This is a genomic window from Curtobacterium sp. AC268, from assembly GCF_979258745.1.
In genome coordinates this window covers 955,167-973,859 of the sequence record NZ_OZ409878.1, presented here as the reverse complement: position 1 = coordinate 973,859, position 18,693 = coordinate 955,167, and the positions used below count along the sequence as shown (strand labels likewise).

14 protein-coding genes and 1 pseudogene are annotated in these 18,693 nt (G+C 72.5%); 8 read left to right on the top strand and 7 right to left on the bottom strand.

The window, feature by feature from the left end; translation table 11 throughout:
- Window positions 1-140 precede the first annotated feature (140 nt).
- Entirely contained in the window at window positions 141-1,010 is an 870-nt protein-coding gene (locus tag ACZZ9K_RS04540) for an RDD family protein (RefSeq protein ID WP_463443418.1), read from the bottom strand.
- A gap of 42 nt (window positions 1,011-1,052) precedes the next feature.
- On the opposite strand from ACZZ9K_RS04540, the gene ACZZ9K_RS04535 reads away from it, so the two are divergent.
- On the top strand, window positions 1,053-2,051 hold the full coding sequence (locus ACZZ9K_RS04535) for a stage II sporulation protein M (RefSeq protein ID WP_463443417.1): 999 nt from the start codon (window positions 1,053-1,055) through the stop codon (window positions 2,049-2,051).
- A gap of 13 nt (window positions 2,052-2,064) precedes the next feature.
- Here ACZZ9K_RS04535 and ACZZ9K_RS04530 read toward each other — a convergent pair whose 3' ends face one another.
- From ACZZ9K_RS04530 to ACZZ9K_RS04510, 5 genes and pseudogenes are all read right to left on the bottom strand, one after another.
- A complete protein-coding gene (locus tag ACZZ9K_RS04530) occupies window positions 2,065-3,417 on the bottom strand; it encodes a DUF58 domain-containing protein (RefSeq protein ID WP_463443416.1) in 1,353 nt (450 codons plus the stop codon).
- The gene (locus tag ACZZ9K_RS04525) at window positions 3,417-4,424 is read right to left on the bottom strand and encodes an AAA family ATPase (RefSeq protein WP_463444734.1); all 1,008 of its coding nucleotides are present in this window, start codon (window positions 4,422-4,424) and stop codon (window positions 3,417-3,419) included. Before ACZZ9K_RS04525 ends, ACZZ9K_RS04530 begins: the two co-directional genes overlap by 1 nt.
- 550 nt (window positions 4,425-4,974) lie before the next feature.
- Window positions 4,975-5,694 (bottom strand): annotated as a pseudogene (locus ACZZ9K_RS04520) (DUF4350 domain-containing protein); the annotation flags it as partial.
- Window positions 5,691-6,332: a DUF4129 domain-containing protein gene (locus ACZZ9K_RS04515; protein ID WP_463443415.1), complete on the bottom strand. Its 642-nt coding sequence runs from the start codon at window positions 6,330-6,332 to the stop codon at window positions 5,691-5,693. The pseudogene ACZZ9K_RS04520 and the gene ACZZ9K_RS04515, both read right to left, overlap by 4 nt.
- Window positions 6,329-7,537: a glycerophosphoryl diester phosphodiesterase membrane domain-containing protein gene (locus tag ACZZ9K_RS04510; protein ID WP_463443414.1), complete on the bottom strand. Its 1,209-nt coding sequence runs from the start codon at window positions 7,535-7,537 to the stop codon at window positions 6,329-6,331. The genes ACZZ9K_RS04515 and ACZZ9K_RS04510 overlap by 4 nt, the downstream gene beginning before the upstream one ends.
- A gap of 317 nt (window positions 7,538-7,854) precedes the next feature.
- Here ACZZ9K_RS04510 and mtrA point away from each other — a divergent pair, with 317 nt between their 5' ends.
- From mtrA to secA, 6 genes are all read left to right on the top strand, one after another.
- On the top strand, window positions 7,855-8,529 hold the full coding sequence (gene mtrA / locus ACZZ9K_RS04505; RefSeq protein ID WP_017888813.1) for an MtrAB system response regulator MtrA: 675 nt from the start codon (window positions 7,855-7,857) through the stop codon (window positions 8,527-8,529).
- 5 nt (window positions 8,530-8,534) lie between these two features.
- Window positions 8,535-10,292, top strand: coding sequence for an MtrAB system histidine kinase MtrB (gene mtrB / locus ACZZ9K_RS04500; protein WP_260678885.1), 1,758 nt, complete (start codon window positions 8,535-8,537; stop codon window positions 10,290-10,292).
- A complete protein-coding gene (locus tag ACZZ9K_RS04495) occupies window positions 10,292-11,974 on the top strand; it encodes a GerMN domain-containing protein (RefSeq protein WP_138803721.1) in 1,683 nt (560 codons plus the stop codon). Before mtrB ends, ACZZ9K_RS04495 begins: the two co-directional genes overlap by 1 nt.
- 97 nt (window positions 11,975-12,071) lie before the next feature.
- Window positions 12,072-12,734, top strand: coding sequence for a ComF family protein (locus ACZZ9K_RS04490; RefSeq protein ID WP_259409845.1), 663 nt, complete (start codon window positions 12,072-12,074; stop codon window positions 12,732-12,734).
- A 158-nt stretch (window positions 12,735-12,892) separates the two neighbouring features.
- Complete coding sequence (gene hpf, locus ACZZ9K_RS04485) at window positions 12,893-13,609, top strand: ribosome hibernation-promoting factor, HPF/YfiA family (RefSeq protein WP_138803719.1); 717 nt, start codon at window positions 12,893-12,895, stop codon at window positions 13,607-13,609.
- 170 nt (window positions 13,610-13,779) lie between these two features.
- Window positions 13,780-16,560 carry a preprotein translocase subunit SecA gene (gene secA, locus ACZZ9K_RS04480; protein ID WP_138803718.1) on the top strand — a complete coding sequence of 927 codons (2,781 nt, stop codon included), beginning with the start codon at window positions 13,780-13,782 and terminating at the stop codon, window positions 16,558-16,560.
- A gap of 68 nt (window positions 16,561-16,628) precedes the next feature.
- On the opposite strand, the gene ACZZ9K_RS04475 is transcribed toward secA, so the two are convergent.
- Window positions 16,629-17,069, bottom strand: a complete 441-nt coding sequence (locus ACZZ9K_RS04475) for an Rv3235 family protein (RefSeq protein ID WP_138803717.1) — start codon at window positions 17,067-17,069, stop codon at window positions 16,629-16,631.
- Between the two features lie 118 nt (window positions 17,070-17,187).
- On the opposite strand from ACZZ9K_RS04475, the gene ACZZ9K_RS04470 reads away from it, so the two are divergent.
- The gene (locus ACZZ9K_RS04470; protein WP_138803716.1) at window positions 17,188-18,687 is read left to right on the top strand and encodes a sensor histidine kinase; all 1,500 of its coding nucleotides are present in this window, start codon (window positions 17,188-17,190) and stop codon (window positions 18,685-18,687) included.
- Window positions 18,688-18,693: the final 6 nt, after the last annotated feature.

Below are 18,693 nucleotides of genomic sequence, written 5' to 3'. Positions count from 1 at the left end.
CTGCGCTTCCGCAAGACACCGGTGTTCGCACGTTGAACCCCTGCGCGCGGGTGTTCAGCCTGCGAACACCGGTGTTTTGCGAGCCGCAGGCGCCGCGCGCCGCGCGCCGGCGCCGCGCGCCGGCGCCGCCGCACCGCGCGTCAGCGCGGGAAGCCCGGCGGGGGCGCCGCCGCCGTCGCACCCGCGGCGGTGAGCAGTTCTGCGCGGGCACCCAGCGCCCGGACGTCCCGTCGGCGCCGCAGCACGACGACCCCGGCCAGGAAGACCTCGGGCGGGACGGGCGGCACGGGGTGCGCGAACGCGGACACCTCGGCCGCCAGGGTCTGCGCCGCGGCCTCGCGCAGTTCGGGGCGCATCAGAGCAGCCCCGCGGAAGAACGCCCCCAGGCGGTTCTCCAACCGCTGCGGCAGCGCCGAGACGTCCGCGACGACGGCCCACGCCGTCAGCTCCGGGGGCAGCAGCACCTCGGGGTCCCGCTGCTTCGGCAGGCGCTCGTGTTGCACGATCGTGCCCGCGAGCAGGTCTCCGAGGCGCCGGGGCCGACTGCCGAACAGCGCGACGAGCAGGGCGACCGAGCCGAACGTCATCCAGAGCTCGAACAGGCCGACGAGCGCTCGGGTGAAGGCGTGCCGGAACCCGATCGCGCCGCCGTCGAGCCGGACGACCCGGGTGCCGGTGGCGAACCGTCCGACGCTCCGTCCCTTCGTCACGGTCTCGACCGCCGCGGGCACCAGCACCAGCACGACGACGAGCAGCACGATGCCGAGCGCTGCGCCCCAGGCCGGGTCGATGCCCCTGGGCCAGAGCCGCGAGACACCGAACAGCGCGAGCACGAACAGGACGAGGACGCACAGGCCGTCCAGCAGCGCGGCCGCGAGCCGCAGCACGAGTCCGGCGGGCTGGACGTCGAGCGCGACGCCTTCGCCCACCACCAGCTCGTCGGCGGTCTCGTCGAGGTCGCGCGAGAACCGGGCGTCGGCGAGGTCACGCGGCGTGCGGGGCTTCGGCATGGGATCATTCTGTCGGAGATCGCGCGACCTGAGGGGGAACACGTGGACCTGGATGCCTACACCGAGGTGCACCGTGACCGGTGGCAGGAGCTCGACCGTCTGGCGCGTGCCCGGCACCGGTCCGGTGCGGACGTCGACCGGCTCGTCGCCGGCTACCAGGAGGCCGCGACCGACCTCGCCCGCATCCGGGGCGCCGCACCGCGCACCGTGGCCGGCGACCGGCTCTCGCTGACGCTGTTCCGCGCCCGCCTGCGGTTCACCGGGACCCCCGTCGACCCGCTGACCGCCGTCGCCCTGTTCTTCACGCGGCAGCTGCCCGCGGCGCTCTACCGGATCCGCTGGGTGACCATCTGGGTCGCGCTCGCGACGGTGGCGATCGCGGCGATCGTCGCCGTCTGGATCACCACCACCCCCGGTGCGACGGCGACGTTCGGCAGCGACGAGGCCCTGCGCCGGTACGCCACGCAGGACTTCGTCGACTACTACTCCGACCGTGGCCTCGGGGCCTTCACCGCGCAGGTCTGGACGAACAACGCCTACATCGCCGCGACGATGGTGGCGTTCGGCATCACCGGCGTCTTCGTGCCGTTCTCGATCATGCAGAACGCCGTCAGCCTCGGGGTCTCCGCGGCGATCATGCACTCCCAGGGGCGCCTGGCCGACTTCTTCCTCTACATCTCCCCGCACGGGCAGCTCGAGCTCTACTCGGTGTTCCTTGCCGGCGGTGCGGGGCTGATGATCTTCTGGTCGTGGGTGGCACCGGGGCCCGGACGCACCCGCGCCCAGGCCCTCGCCGAGGACGGCCGTGCACTCATCACCATCGCGATCGGCCTGACCCTGACCCTGCTGCTGTCCGGCATCGTCGAGGGCGTGGTGACGCGGCAGGACTGGCCGTGGCCGATCAGGATCGGCATCGGTACCCTCGCCCTGGTCGCGGTGCTCGCCTACCAGTGGGTGCTCGGCGGCCGCGCGTACCGAGCGGGGGAGCGCGGCGACCTCGAGGAGTTCGAGCGCGGCTCCACCGCCCTGGTGGCCGGCTAGCGTCCGTCCCGGTTCAGAGCCGGCCGGTGGCCTTCGCCCGGATGTACGCGTCCGCGACGAGCGGCGGGACGTCCGCCGGTGCGCCGCGCACGACCTCGGCGCCGGAGCGCCGTGCGACGTCCGCCGCACCGTCCGCGTCGAGCAGGGTGCGTTCGGCAGCGGCGCGTCGGTAGACGTCGCGCTCCGCGCCGGTCGGGAGGCCCGGCACCCGTCCGCCTCGAGTGGTCCGGATCGCCGTGGCCGGGTCCACCCCGCCGCGCGCCATCCGCTGGACGGCCGGGTCCTCGATGCTCGTCAGGACGACCGCGTGCCGTCGGGACAGCCGGGGGAGCACGGCGAGCAGGTCGCCCGAGGCACCGACGGAGTCGAGGCTCGAGGCGAGCACGACCAGGGCGCGCGAGGTCGTGATCGAGTCGACGAGTGCGGGCACGGATGCCCAGTCGGTCGCGGCGAGCCCGGGTTCGGCCATCGCGAGCGCCTCGCCGAAACGCTGCACGACGTCGGTGCGGGTGGCGCCGTGCACCCGGTCGTGTGCCGTGTCGTCGAGCACCACCAGGTCGACGCGGTCACCGGCGGCTGCCGCGAGGGCGCCGAGGAGCAGCGCCGACTCGATGAACGTGTCGAGTCGGGGTTCGTCGGCGACCCGGCCGGCACCCGCCCGGCCCGCGTCGACCACGACGACGACGCGCCGGTCGCGTTCCGGCCGCCAGGTGCGGACGACGAGGTCCTGCCGTCGCGCGGTGGCGCGCCAGTCGATGGACCGCACGTCGTCACCGCGCACGTAGTCGCGCAGCGAGTCGAACTCGGTGCCGTGCCCGCGGAGCTGCAGCGTGGTCTCGCCGTCGAGCTCGCGCAGCCGTGCCAACCGTGACGGCAGGTGCCGCCGCGAGCGGAACGGCGGTGTCACGACGAGTTCGCCCGGTGCCGCGACGACCCGCTGCCGTGCGGCGAGGCCCAGGGGACCGAAGGACCGCACGGCGACCCCGGTGGTGCGGCGTCGACCACGACGGAACGGTGTGAAGCGCATCCGGGCCGTCCGTCGCTCCCCGGCGGGGACCGCCATCCGGATCCGGCGGGGACGGTGGCCGGCCGACGGCTCCCACATGTCGCGGACCACACCGCGGACGGTCCGGGAGCCGTCGTTGGCGAGCACGAGTGTGCCGTCCGCGGTGCTGTCGCGTCGAGCGAGCCGGGGCATCCGCCGCTCCACGCGGACCCGTCGCAGGTCGGCGGCGAGCACGACGTCGAGCGCCGCGGCGAGCAGCACCACCCCGACCCACGCGAGACCGGCCCACCCGCTGCCGAGCAGCACGGTGGGCACGAGGGCGACGGCGAGGAGCGCGACGAACCGGCCGGAGACCGCCACTAGATCGGCACCCGCACCTGCTCGAGCACCTGCTGGAGCACGCCGTCGGCGCCGACGCCCTCGAGCTCGGCGTCGGCGGCGACCCGCAGGCGGTGCCGCCAGACCGGCAGGGTCATGGCCTGCACGTGGTCCGGGGTGATCGCGTCGTAGCCGGTGAGCCAGGCCCAGGCCTTGGCGGCCGCGAGCAGTGCCGTCGCACCGCGGGGGCTGACACCGACGCGGACGGACGGTGCCTGCCGGGTGGCCCGGGCGAGGTCGACGATGTAGGCGAGCACGTCGTCGCGAGCGCCGACGGCGCGCACGTCACGCTGTGCACGGACCACCTCGTCGACGCCGACCACGGGGGTGATGCCGGCCGACCTGACGTCGCGCGGCACGAACCCGTCGGCGTGGCGACGGAGCACCTGCCACTCGACGTCGCGCGGTGGGATGTCGAGCGTGAGCTTCATCAGGAACCGGTCGAGCTGCGCCTCGGGCAGCGTGTACGTGCCCTCGAACTCGATCGGGTTCATCGTCGCGGCGACGAAGAACGGGTCCGGCAGCGCCCGGGCGTCACCGTCGACGCTCACCTGGCGTTCCTCCATCGCCTCGAGCAGCGCCGACTGGGTCTTCGGCGGCGTGCGGTTGACCTCGTCGGCGAGCAGGACGTTCGTGAAGACGGGACCCTCGCGGAACGGGAACGTGCCGGTCGAGGCGTCGTAGACGAGCGATCCGGTGACGTCGCCGGGCATCAGGTCCGGTGTGAACTGGATCCGCTTCGTGTCGAGCGTCATCGCGGCGGCGAGGCTGCGGACGAGCAGGGTCTTCGCAACACCGGGGACGCCCTCGAGCAGCACGTGCCCCTGCGCGAGGAGTCCGACGATCATGCCGGAGACCGCGCCCTCCTGGCCGACGACGGCCTTCGCGACCTCGGTGCGGACCCGGCCGAACGCGTCGCGCAGGTCGGAGCCGGCCGCGGTCGTGGGGTCGTGCTCCGGCGCGGTGTGCTCGGTGGTGGCAGGGGGCAGGTCGGTCACGGTCGTGCTCCTGGTCGGTCGGGGTCAGAGGTCGGTCGGTCGCCGGAGGTCGCCCGGCGCACGGCGCGTTCGAGGTCGTCGAGCGCAGCGGTGCCGTCGACGAGTGCACGGTCGTCGTCGGTGGTCCCGCCGACGAGCACGGCACCGACACCGGTGTGCGGGATGCCGGTGGCCTGGGCCGCGGCCCGGACGACCTCGTCGACGTGGGCCGATCGGGGAGTCCGAGCATCCGGCCGATGCGGCGGACGGCGGCGACGCGCAGGGTGTCGAGGGCGTGGGTGCGGTCACGGGTGCGGGCGTACATCCGGGCACGCCCCTCGGTGGTCTCGGCTGCACGGACGACGACGGGCAACCGCTCGACGACGAGCGGGCCGAGCCGTCGGCCCCGCCAGACGCCGGCCGCGACGGCGACGAGGGCGAGCAGTGCGAGGGCGCTCGGGACCCACGGCGGGGCGAGCTCGCCGAGGGTCGGGGCGGCGTCGGGGGTGCCGACGGCCGGGGTGTACCAGACGAGCCGCTCGTCGGCGCCGAGCAGCCCGAGGGCGAGCGCGGCGTTCCCGGCGGTGGCGATCGTGTCGTTCCGGAACGCCGAGGTCGTGCCGAGCAGGGTGACGTCGCCGCCCGGCGTCGCGGTGCGCACGAGTCCCCAGACGCGCGAGCCGCCGTCACCCGTCGGCGCGCACCGTTCGGCGGCGTCGTCGTCCACGCTGTACCCGGAGCCGGCGGTGGTGACGCGGGCAGCCGAGGCCGCCGCCGGGATCCCGCACGAGGCCGTCGAGACGGTGGCGTCACCGTCGACCTGGACGGCCGGGTCGACCGGGAACCCGAGCAGCGCCTCGAGTCCGGCGCCGCTCGTGCCGACGACCACGACGTGCCGCGCCGTGCGGGCGATGCGTTCCGCGACGTCGGGGTCGAGCGCCCCGTCGGCGTCGTCGATGAACACCGTGCCGCCGTCGATCCCCCCGACGCCGTCGACGGTGTCGGTGACGGAGACCGCGGTGCCCCGCTGCTCGAGCACCCGGACCAGGGCGGCCGAACCACTGGCCGTCGTCGAGGCCGGGTCGAGCGCGCGCGGTGCGTCCGGGTCGGTGCCCTGCACGAGGGCGGTCAGGGCGGCGAGCAGGACGCCGACCAGGACGATGGCGACCCAGAACACGACGCGGAACCGGCGTCCCTCGGCCGGAACCGGAACCGGAACCGGAACCGGAACCGGAGCCGGAGTCGGCCTGGTGCTCGTCCGCGTGGCGGTGTCGGTCGTCATGCCGGTACCACCGGTCCCTCGGCCCGGGCGGGGCGGGCCTGCCGGACAGAGCGCTCGGTGTCGAGCACGCGGAGGGCCGCGGCCTCGTCGGCCTCGCCACCGAGGTACCGGACCGCGTCGAACGCGGTCGCTGCCGCGTCGAGTGCACCGGCCGACGCGGGGAACGGCACGGCACCCCGTGCGGCGATCGTCCGCGCGGTGGCTCCGGGCACGTCGGGCACCAGGTCGCGCTCGCCGAGGCCCCTGGCGATCGCGCGGAACCCGTCGAGCACCGCTGCAGACCAGTCGGCGCGGCGGACCGCGCCCTGGGCCGCCTCGAGGAGTTCCCGGGCGGAGCGCAGGTCGTCGGCGTCGAACACCCCGCCGGTCTCACCGTCACCGGCCCGAGCGCGCCGGCGGGGGAGTCCGCGGGCGACGACGACGAGCACGACGACCGCGACGAGGACCACGATCGCGATCACCAGCGCCGTGCGGGCCGCAGCGGGGGAGTCGATGCCGTCAGCGCGGAGCGACCCGAGCCAGTCGAGGAAGGAGCGCGAGGCACGGTCCCACCACGTCGCCTGGGCACCGTCGTAGGCGGACCGGTCGAGTTCGCGCTCGAGCAGGCGACGCGCCTCGTCCGGGTCGACCGCCGTCACGCGGAGCCGATCGGCGGTGCCTGGCCCGGACCCTGCTGCCACGGCTGCTGCTGCTGACCGGGCTGCCAGGGCTGCTGCTGTTGCTGCTGACCGGGCTGCCAGGGCTGCTGCTGCCCGGGCCACTGCTGCGCTGGCCACGGTTGCTGCTGCGCCTGCCACTGCTGGCCACCCCACTGCTGCTGCGGCGGCCACGGTGGGCGTGCGACGGGCTCGGACGGCGCGAACGGGTCGGTCGGCTGCCCCGAGTCGAGGTGCGACGCGATCCGCTGGTCGAGCGCCTCGGTGCGGATCCGCCGGTCGATGGCGAGGAACGTGGTGATCGACGCGCTCAGCACGTCGGTGATGCACTGCACCGCGATCGCGAGCAGGCTCCCGACGACGATGGCGATGACCGCACCGGTACCCGCACCCGACGTGCCGCCCGTCTGCCCGAGGGGGTCGAAGGTGCCCCCGATGAGCACGGCCCCGATGGTGAGCGGGATGGACGCGATGGACGCGGCGAACCCGAACATGAGCTGCACGAGCAGCAGGATGCCGAAGGTCCGCCAGAAGGCCCCGCGGGTCAGGCGCCACGACTGGGCGGCAGCGGCGAAGACCGGCCGGCCCTCGAGGGCGATGGTCGGGACGGTGAGCACGAAGCGCGTGGCGAGCCACACGACGACGACACCGATCCCGAGCACGAACAGCACGAGCGCCAGCACGAACCACCCGGCGCCGGAGTCGGCGGCACCCATGGCCGCGAACACCCCGAAGAACACGAGCCCGGCCAGGATCGCGAGGACCACGCCAGCCCCGATCTGCACGAGCATCCACGCGACGACGGACCACCGGCGGCCGGCGAGCAGCGCCCACAGCCCCCGGAACGTGGCTCGACGGCCGAGCACCCGCTGCCCGGTGTCCGCGGCGACCGGCGCCACCAGGAACCCGCGACCGAGGTAGGCGAGGAACGGCAGCACGACCGAGAGCAGTGCCGTGAGCGTCAGCGTGCCCGCGACCACCGAGTCGGCACCGCTGCCGCCGTCGAGGGCCGAGAACATCCGCGACTGCAGCGCCTGCTGCCCGAATGTGCTGGCCAGCGTCGAGAGCAGGCCGAGCACACCGCTCAGCAGCACGCTCCAGAGCAGCAGCACGCGGGCGTTCCGGCGGAAGACCGTGAACGCGCCGGCCAGGACGTCACCGAGGCCGAGCGGGCGCAGGGGGATCACCGGACGCGAGCCGCCGGACGGGCCGCCCGGTCGCCCTGGACCCGGCCCCGGGGCGGGCGGCGGCGGCACGGAGAAGCGGGGCGGGCCTCCAGACAGGGGTCCTGGTCCGGACGCCGGCGGCGTCGGCGCACCCTGCTGCCCACCGCCCGGTGTGTGCCAATCGGACATGACTCCAGCCCCCTCGTCGTGTCGGACCGAGCGAGCGATGCACGGTCCACCTCCATCCTGGCGGAAAACCCGGCGCGGCGGGGCCTCGGCTATCGTGTGGGGACACGTGCCGACCACGGCACCCGCACGCCACCCGGAGTCCAGATCACATGACACCGCGCATCCTCGTCGTCGACGACGACCAGGCCCTCTCCGAGATGATCGGCATCGTGCTCCGCTCCGAGGGGTACGAACCCGAGTTCAGCGCCGACGGCAACGACGCCGTCGACGCGTTCCACGCCACCAAGCCGGACCTCGTCCTGCTCGACGTCATGCTGCCCGGCATCGACGGCATCGAGGTGTGCAAGCGCATCCGTGCCGAGAGCGGCACGCCGATCATCATGCTCACGGCGAAGAGCGACACCGCCGACGTCGTCCTCGGGCTCGAGAACGGTGCGGACGACTACGTCGTGAAGCCCTTCAACCCGAAGGAGCTCGTCGCCCGCATCCGGACCCGCCTGCGTCCGAGCGCGTCCGACGCCACCGTGCTGCACGTCGGCGACGTCACGGTCGACGTCGCCGGGCACGAGGTGCGCCGCGGTGACACCGTGATCGCGCTCACGCCGCTCGAGTTCGACCTGCTCCGGGCGCTCGCCGAGAAGCCGAACCAGGTGTTCACCCGCGAGATGCTGCTCGAGCAGGTCTGGGGCTACCACTACAAGGCGGACACCCGCCTGGTGAACGTGCACGTGCAGCGGCTCCGCGCGAAGATCGAGCACGACCCGGACAACCCGAAGACCGTCACCACGGTCCGCGGCGTCGGGTACCGCGCCGGAGGAGCCTGAGCACCGTGCCGCCCTCGACGCGCCCGTCGGGCTCGGCACGCTCGGGCCGGGCCGGCGGGGCCAACCGGGCCGGCCGGGCCAGCGGCGCCGGTGGGGCCGGCGGTGCCACCGTCTCGATCGGCGTCGTCGACCGCAGCCGCCGCCGGATGCGGCGCTGGCTCCGACGCGCCTGGCGTCCGATCGCGTACCTGTGGCGGCGCTCGCTCATGTTCCGCTCGGTCGCCATCACCGTGATGACGACGGGGCTCGCGGTGGGGATCATCGGCACCGCGGTCATGGTGAGCATCTCGACGAACGTCTACTCGCAGCGCCGTGACCAGATCGAGTCGGAGTCGGCCCGGGCCACCATCGTCGCCCAGGGGATCTTCGACGCGGCGACCGCGGGCGAGGACAACAACCAGTCCGAGCTCGAGACGCTGCAGAACGAGGCACGGCAGGCGATCCTGTCGAACACGACGAGCCCGGGTGGCACGAGCATCGCGATCGAGCGGAGCCCGGACCAGTCCACCCCGCAGACGCTGCAGACCATCGCCAGCCAGGGCTTCCCGGACGCGGTGATCACCGATGCCCTGCGCAAGGAGGTCGCGCAGAACACCGGTCGGCTGAGCCTGCAGCCCGTCGAACTCGACGACGACGGGCGCCGGGTGCCGGGGCTCGCCGTCGGGTCCACGCTGCAGATCCCGAGCGCCGGCCAGTACGAGCTCTACCTGGTCTACGACCTCTCCGACGCGCAGCAGACCCTGGACTTCGTCTCCCAGACGCTCTCCATCGGCGGTGTGGCGCTCATGGTGCTCATCGCCCTCGTCACCTCGCTCGTCGTCCGGCTCGTCGTCGTGCCGATCCGCGGTGCCGCCGAGACGAGCCGGAAGATCGCCGCCGGACGCCTCGACGAACGCATCCCGGTGCGCGGCCAGGACGACCTGGCGACCCTGGCGCGGAGCTTCAACGGGATGGCCGAGGCGGTCAGCCGCCAGATCACCCAGCTCGCCGAGCTCTCCCGCGTGCAGCAGCGGTTCGTGTCCGACGTGTCGCACGAGCTCCGCACCCCGCTCACCACGATCCGGCTCGCCGGCGACATGCTCTACGACTCCCGGCACGCGTTCGAACCGTCGGTCGGCCGGTCCGCCGAACTCCTGCACGCCCAGGTGGAGCGCTTCGAGATGCTCCTCGCCGACCTGCTCGAGATCTCGCGGTACGACGCCCAGGCGGTGCAGCTCGACACCGCACCCGTCGTCCCGGCGTCCCTCGCCGCGGACATCGTCGACGAGTTCCGTCCGCTCGCCGAACGCGCCGGCGTCGAGCTGCAGCTGGCGACCCCCGGCGGCCACACCACGATGCGGCTCGACGCCAAGCGCGTCCGCCGCATCCTGCGCAACCTCGTCGGCAACGCCATCGAGCACGGCGACGCAAAGCCCGTGCAGGTCGTCGTCGACAGCGACGCACGCACCGTCGCCATCGCCGTCCGCGACCAGGGCGTCGGCATGCCGCCGGAGGACGCCGCACGGGTGTTCGACCGCTTCTGGCGGGCCGACCCGAGCCGGAAGCGCACCATCGGCGGCACCGGGCTCGGCCTCGCGATCAGCCTCGGCGACGCGAAGCTCCACGGCGGGCGCATCGACGTGTGGTCCCGACCGGGCGAGGGATCGACCTTCGTGCTCACCCTGCCCCGCAACGAGCAGGGCACCACCGCCACCTCGGCCATCCCGCTGCCCGAGCTCGACGAGTCGTACGACGGCCCCCGCGCCGTGCGAGAGGAGTCCTGATGCGCCACCGGATCCGCCACGTCCTCGCCGTCGCGCTCGCCGCGGTCAGCCTGTTCGCGGTCACCGCCTGCGCGGCCATCCCGACCGACGGTGCCGTGCGCACCGGGCAGACGATCAAGGACGAGTCGCTCTCGGGCGTCGACTTCCGGCCGGACAAACCGATCACCGGGTCCGACCAGACGGCGATCCTCCGCGGGTTCATCGCCGCAGCCACCGGTGCCCAGGACAACTACGCGATCGCCCGGCAGTTCCTGGCCGCCGACTTCGCCCAGCGGTGGAACCCGCGGCAGGGCGTCACGATCCGGGACGGCAGCGGCACCGTCGAGCGCGCCGACGACCGCGAGCTCACCTACACGATGACCGCCAGCGCCACGGTGGACTCCGACGGGGAGTACACCCAGGCGGTCCGCCCGACCTCGTCGACGCTGACGTTCCAGTTCGTCCGCGAGGACGGCGAGTGGCGCATCGCCTACGCCCCGGACGGCATCATCCTGTCGCCGGTCAGCTTCGAGTCGGTGTTCCAGTCGCACGCGCTGTACTTCTACGACCCGACCTACCGCTTCCTCGTGCCCGACCAGCGCTGGTTCCTCGCACGCTCCTCCACGAGCACGCGCATCGCCAGCGCCCTGCTCGCCGGCCCCGCCGACTGGCTGAAGGGCGCCGTCGTCTCGTCGTTCCCGGAGGGCACCCAGCTGTCCCTCAACGCGGTGACGATCGACAGCGGCACCGCCCTGGTCGACCTGTCGAGCGACGCCCTGCGCGCGAGCACCGTCGACAGGGTCCGGATGCGCGAACAGCTCAGCAAGTCCCTCGCCTCGGTCGCCACCATCTCCTCGGTCTCGATGACGATCGAGGGCGCGACGCTGTCGGTGCCGGACTCCGGGGGAGCGGACGCCCAGCTGAACCCCGACGTCGACCCCCGACCCCTGGTCGACGAGGACGGTGTCGTCGGCTACGCCGCCTCCGGCACCGGCAAGGTCGCCGAACTCGGCAGCGGCGTCGGGGACGCCATCGCCGGCCTCGACCCGACCTCGATCGCCCTGTCGGCGTCCGGCACCACCGCGGCCGTCGGCAACCGGGACGGCGTCGTCGTCGTGCGCGGCAAGGACCGTCTGCGCGTCGATGCCCGCGACGACCTCATCGCCCCCGCCGTCGACGACCTCGGCTTCGTCTGGGCGGGGCAGCGGTCCGACACCCGACACATCACCGCGTACGGTCTCGGTGGCGACCCCCACCAGGTCCGCACCACCCTGCCGCGCGGCGACCTCGTGTCGTTCCAGGTGTCCCGCGACTCGACCAGGGCGCTCGCACTCATCGAGACCGCGGACGGCCCCGGCCTGTACGTGATGGCGATCATCCGCGGGACCGACCGCTCACCGACCTCGTTCGGCGCCCCGGTCCGGGTGCAGGCCGCCAGCGGTACCGCGGTCGACGCCACGTGGGTGAACGACACCGACGTCGCCTCGGTCGGGCAGACGCCCACCGGTCCGAACATCGTCCGCACCACCATCGGCGGCAAGTCGAGCACCCTGCCGAAGCCCGACGGGCGCGCCACCGCCATCAGCGGGGGCAGCGGCGGCGCGCTGCTGCTCCGGATGTCGAACGGCGACGTCCTGCAGTCCACCGGGGGCGGCTGGGACACGACGGGCGTCACCGCCGACGTGCTCGGCGTCCAGCGCTGAGACGACGGTCCTCCACACCCCACCCGGCCTGGAGGCCCGTCCACCGTCCGGCGCACCGGCCCACCGCCGTCGTCCGGTCACCGCCACGGTCGTGGGCATGCCCCCTGATGACGCCCCCACCCCGTGGCGCGACGCCCTGCTCGCCGTGCTCGGGCTCGTCCTGCCCGTCACCTGCCTGGGCTGCGGACGCCCGGACCGCGCGCTCTGCCCACCGTGCCGCGCGGCGCTCGCCGCACGGCCCCGGCGGGTCCGGCTGGTCGCAGGTGTCCGGCTCGACGCGGCCTTCGAGTACGAGGGGCTGGTCCGCACCCTGGTCCTCGAACTCAAGCTCCGGGGCCGGGTCGACGTCGCCCGTCCGCTCGGCGTCCGCTTCGGTGCACTCGTCCGTGCGGCGCTCGCCGCGGCCCCGGACGGCACCGTGGTGCTCCGGGTGCCGCCGTCCCGGGCGGGTGCCCGACGGCGTGGGTTCGACCCGGTGGTGCTGCTGCTCGCCCGTGGTGGTGTCCGGCACACGGGGCGCCTCGTCCGCACCCCTGCCGGACGCCGGCGATCCGGACCCGGGCAGAAGGAGCGGTCGGCGGTGGAACGCGTCGCCGCGACCGTCGGGACCCTGCGTGCGACCGGTGTCGACGGCCGCGACGTCGTGCTCGTGGACGACGTCGTCACCACGGGCGTGACGATGGCTGAGGGCGTCCGTGCCGTGCGGGCAGCGGGCGGGCGGGTGGCGCGCTGCGTCGCCGTGGCGAGCGTCGACGACTGATGCTCGGTGAACACCCGGTGGCCGCTGTGTGTCCGGTGAGTGTCCGACGGACTCGCCGCCTCCCCGTGACGCCGAGGGTGCGCCGGGTCTAGCCTCGCGACAAGGCGTTCGGGTCGCCGGACGGAGGCGACGCGCCGACACTGGATGGGAGCCGCCACATGGACGTGACGATCACGGGCCGGAACGTCGGGGTCACCGACCGTTTCCGCACCTACGTCGAACAGAAGTCCGAGAAGATCGACGTGCTCGCCGACCGCGCCCTCGCCTTCGAGGTGCGCATCAGCCGCCACCACGAGAAGTCGAGCGGCAGCCAGGGCGAGGACCGCGTGGAGCTCACGCTGATCGGACCGGGGCCGCTCGTACGGGCCGAGTCCGCGGCGTCGGACAAGTACGCCGCCTTCGACCTCGCCTTCGCGCGGATCATGGAACGCCTCCGTCGGGCGCGTGACCGCCGCAAGGTGCACCACGGCCGGCACCGCCCCACCTCGGTCGCCGAGGCCGCCGGCAGCGGCTTCGACGGCATGGGTGTCGTCCCGGCCGACGGCAAGCTCATCGAGGACGTCGCGACCGGTGCCGTCCCGGTCGTCGACCAGGAGACCGCCGAGGACGAGAACGAGGTCTACAGCCCGGTCGTCATCCGGCACAAGGTCTTCGAGGCCGCCCCGATGACGGTCGACGACGCCCTGTACTACATGGAGCTCGTCGGGCACGACTTCTACCTGTTCCTCGACGCCGAGACCCGCCGTCCGAGTGTCGTGTACCGACGCAAGGGCTGGGACTACGGCGTGATCGGCATCGACGAGGTGCCCGCCGGCCAGGCGCCGGCCGCGGTCGACACGGACACCGAGGCGGAGCGCGCAGCCGCGATCGCCTGATCCCATGCGGGGCCTCCGGTCCCGCACCGTGTGCGCGGTCCGTTCGCGGGCCGCGCACACCCGTGTCCGCGAGAGCCGCGTCGCTCACAGCGCCGTGCGTTCGCGGGTTGCTAGCATGACTGGTCGATCGGGCGTGCAGGTCGCGCGCGACGACCTCGTAAGGAGTTCACGTGGCAAACGTGCTGGAGAAGGTCCTCCGCATCGGCGAAGGACGAACCCTCCGCCGGCTGAAGGCGTACGCCTCGGCCATCAACGACCTCGAGGACGACTTCTCGAGCCTCACCGACGAGGAACTCCACGACGAGACCAAGGAGCTGCGCGAGCGGTACGCCAACGGCGAGACCCTCGACGACCTCCTGCCCGAGGCGTTCGCCGCCGTGCGTGAAGCCGCGAAGCGGACCCTGGGCATGCGGCACTTCGACGTGCAGCTCATGGGTGGCGCGGCCCTGCACCTCGGCAACATCGCCGAGATGAAGACCGGTGAGGGCAAGACCCTCGTCGCGACGACCGCCGCCTACCTCAACGCGATCCCGTCGCGTGGCGTGCACGTCATCACGGTCAACGACTACCTGGCGTCGTACCAGTCCGAGATCATGGGCCGCGTCTTCCGCGCGCTCGGCATGACCACCGGCTGCATCATCGCGAACCAGAGCCCGGCCGAGCGCCGCGAGCAGTACGCCGCCGACATCACGTACGGCACGAACAACGAGTTCGGCTTCGACTACCTGCGCGACAACATGGCGTGGCAGGCCTCCGACATGGTGCAGCGCGGCCACTTCTTCGCCGTCGTGGACGAGGTCGACTCGATCCTCATCGACGAGGCCCGCACGCCGCTCATCATCTCCGGTCCGTCCTCGGGCGAGGCCAACCGCTGGTTCACCGAGTTCGCCTCGATCGCCAAGCGCCTCACCCCGGGCGAGGACTACGAGGTCGACGAGAAGAAGCGCACCGTCGGTGTCCTCGAGCCCGGCATCGAGAAGGTCGAGGACTACCTCGGCATCGAGAACCTGTACGAGTCGGCGAACACCCCGCTCATCTCGTTCCTGAACAACTCCATCAAGGCCGTCGCCCTGTTCAAGAAGGACAAGGACTACGTCGTGATGAACGGCGAGGTGCTCATCGTCGACGAGCACACCGGCCGCATCCTGATGGGCCGCCGCTACAACGAGGGCATCCACCAGGCGATCGAGGCGAAGGAAGGTGTCGAGGTCAAGGCCGAGAACCAGACCCTCGCCACCGTCACGCTGCAGAACTACTTCCGCCTCTACCAGAAGCTCTCCGGCATGACCGGTACCGCCGAGACCGAGGCGGCCGAGTTCATGTCGACCTACAAGCTCGGCGTCGTCCCCATCCCGACGAACAAGCCGATGCAGCGCATCGACCAGACGGACCTCGTCTACAAGAACGAGAAGGCGAAGTTCGAGCAGGTCGCCGAGGACATCGCGGAGCGCCACGAGAAGGGCCAGCCCGTCCTCGTCGGCACCACGAGCGTCGAGAAGTCCGAGTACCTGTCGAAGCTCCTCGCCAAGCAGGGCGTCAAGCACGAGGTCCTCAACGCGAAGAACCACGCACGTGAAGCCGCGATCGTCGCCCAGGCCGGCCGCTTCGGCGCCGTGACCGTCGCGACGAACATGGCCGGTCGTGGTACCGACATCATGCTCGGTGGCAACGCGGAGTTCCTCGCCGTGCAGGAGATGCACGCCAAGGGCCTGTCGCCGACCGAGACCCCGGACGAGTACGAGGCCGAGTGGGACGACGTGTTCGCCCGCGTCAAGGCCGAGGTCGAGGAAGAGGGCGACAAGGTCCGCGCCGTCGGCGGCCTGTACGTGCTCGGCACCGAGCGCCACGAGTCGCGCCGCATCGACAACCAGCTGCGCGGTCGTTCCGGCCGTCAGGGTGACCCGGGCGAGAGCCGCTTCTACCTGTCGCTGACCGACGACCTGATGCGCCTGTTCAACTCCGGTGCCGCCGAGAGCCTGATGGGCCGCTCGAACGTGCCGGACGACCTGGCGATCGAGAACAAGCTCGTCGGCCGTGCGATCCGGTCCGCCCAGGCGCAGGTCGAGGGCCGCAACGCCGAGATCCGCAAGAACGTCCTGAAGTACGACGACGTCCTGAACCGCCAGCGCGAGGCGATCTACAGCGACCGCCGCCACATCCTCGAGGGCGACGACCTGCACGACCGTGCGCAGTCGTTCCTCAAGGCCGTCATCGACGACGTGATCGACAGCCACACCGGCGAAGGCTCCCCGGACGACTGGGACCTCGACGCCATGTGGACCGAGCTCGGCACGCTCTACCCGATCTCGATCTCCATCGACGAGGTCATCACCGAGGCCGGCTCGAAGGGCAAGGCGTCGCGTGACTTCCTGGCCCGCGAGATCCTCTCGGACGCCAAGCTGGCCTACCAGCAGCGTGAGGAGCTCCTCGGCGACGAGGCGATGCGTGAGCTCGAGCGTCGCGTGGTGCTCTCGGTGATCGACCGCCGCTGGCGCGACCACCTGTACGAGATGGACTACCTGAAGGACGGCATCGGCCTCCGCGCGATGGCGCAGCGCGACCCGCTGGTCGAGTACCAGCGCGAGGGCTACGCCCTGTTCCAGACGATGATGGGACAGATTCGCGAAGAGTCCGTCGGCTACCTCTTCAACCTCGAGGTCCAGGTGCAGTCCGACGGCGAGAACGCGGTGATCGAGGCCAAGGGTCTCGGCGAGGACGAGGTCTCCGGCCTCGAGTACTCGGCACCGTCGATCGACGGTGAGGTCGAGGTCCGTGACGAGAAGGGGCGCCTCGAGCAGGCCGCGACCGCTCGTGCGCAGCGCGCCCAGGCCGAGGCCGAAGCGGCCGCCGAGCCGGAGCAGGGCTCCGCGTTCGGCAACGCGGCCACGGCCTCCGGTCAGGCCGCGGCGAGCAACCGCGCCGAGCGTCGCCAGGCGGCCAAGAAGAACTAGCGTCCACACAGGACGGACAGGAGGCACGGTGCCGCTGGCACCGTGCCTCCTGTCCGTCCGCCACCCGGCTACAGGACCCCGATCGCGGTCGCCTGCCAGCGCCCGTGTCGCTCTTCGAGCCGCATGGCGACCGCTCGCGCGTGGCTGCGCGTGTGCACGACCACCGTCGCCTCGGCGACGCCCGCCGCGGGGCGGCAGACCAGGACGCTGCCGACCCGGAGCACCGGGCGCCCGCGTGCCCGCCGACCTGAGCCCCGGGCGTGCGCTGCCACCGCGGCCCGCTGCTGCAGGTGCCGCTGCACGTCGTCGCTGATCCACCGGGCGATGCTGTCGACCTCCCGCGCGCCGGTGAGCACCTCGGCGACGCAGAGCCCGAGCGCTCGTGCGGTCGTCGCCGGGTCCGGGGGACCGGTGGCCGCGGCAGGCTCCGGCAGCGGTTCGACGATCCGCAGTGGCGGTGGGTACGCCGTCGTCGTCTGGTGATCGATGCGGCGTGCCTGCTCTGCCACCCCTGCCCCTTCCGTCGTTGGAGCGAGCGTAGGGGGCGTGCGACATACGAAATACGAACCGGTCTGCCCTGTGGAGAGGGCGACGTTCTCCACAAGGCGGCGGACCTAGACTGGCGGGGTGTCGACCCTCAGTGACCTCGTCCTCGCGCAAGGCCGTTCCTCGGAAGCAGACGTGGAGTGGCTCCACCTGCTCGTGGGGGACTGGCAGCTCCTCGCCGACCTGTCGTTCGCCGACATGGTGCTCTGGGTCCCGACTGCCGAGGACGGCTCGTTCGTGGCCGTCGCGCATGCCCGGCCGAGCTCCGCGGCGACGCTGTTCTACCGCGACATCGTCGGGCAGGAGATCCGCGAGGAGTGGCGCGGCCAGGTGACCGAGAGCTTCGCAGGGTCCCGGGTCGTCGACTCGGCCGAGCCGGACTGGTACGAGGACACCCCGACCCGCGTCCGCGCGATCCCGGTGCTCCGCCGCCTGAGCCCGAAGAGCGCCGAGACCACCGAGCGGCCGATCGCCGTCGTCACCCGGCACTCCAACCAGGACGAGATGCGGACCCCGAGCCGCCAGGAGCTCAACTTCACCGCGAGCGCGAACGACCTGTTCGGCATGATCGCCACCGGTGACTTCCCCGACCTCGGTGCACCGGCGGGCCCGCGTCGTGGTGCGCCCCGCGCCAGCGACGGCCTGCTGCGCCTCGACACCGCCGGCATCGTCACGTTCGCGAGCCCGAACGGCCTGAGCGCGTTCAACCGCATGGGCTTCGAGGGGGAACTCGAGCGGAAGTCCCTCGCCGAGGTCACCACCGAACTCATCGGCGCCCAGCTCGACGTGGACGAGTCCCTGCCACTCGTCGTCACCGGTCGTGCACCGTGGCGGGCGGACATCGAGTCGAAGGGCGTCACGGTGTCGCTCCGCTCGATCCCGCTCCGCGACCACGGTGAGCGCATCGGTGCCATCGTGCTCTGCCGCGACGTGTCCGAGCTGCGGCACCAGGAGCGCGAGCTCATTACCAAGGACGCCACGATCCGCGAGATCCACCACCGCGTGAAGAACAACCTGCAGACGGTGGCGTCCCTGCTGCGGATCCAGGCGCGTCGCACGCACTCGGACGAAGCGCGGACCTCGCTGCAGAACGCGATGCGCCGCGTCGCCGCCATCGCCGTCGTGCACGACACCCTGTCGAGCGGCCTCAGCCAGACGGTGGACTTCGACGAGGTGTTCGACTCGGTGCTCAAGCTCGTCACCGAGGTCGCTGCGTCGCACAACACCACCGTGCACCCGAAGAAGACCGGCGAGTTCGGGGTGCTGCCGTCCGAGGCCGCGACGCCGCTCGCCCTCGGCCTCACCGAGCTCGTGACGAACGCCGTCGAGCACGGGCTGGACGGCCGTGACGGCGAGGTCGAGATCGTCGCCCGCCGCTTCGACGACCACCTGGAGATCGAGGTCCGCGACAACGGTGTGGGGCTCCCCGAGGGCAAGGTCGGCTCGGGCCTCGGCACGCAGATCGTCCGCACGCTCATCCAGGGCGAGCTCGGCGGCACCATCGACTGGCACACCCTGACGGGCAGCGGCACCGAGGTGACGATCACCATCCCGTTCCGCTGGTTGACCGCCCCCGCCTGACGCCGC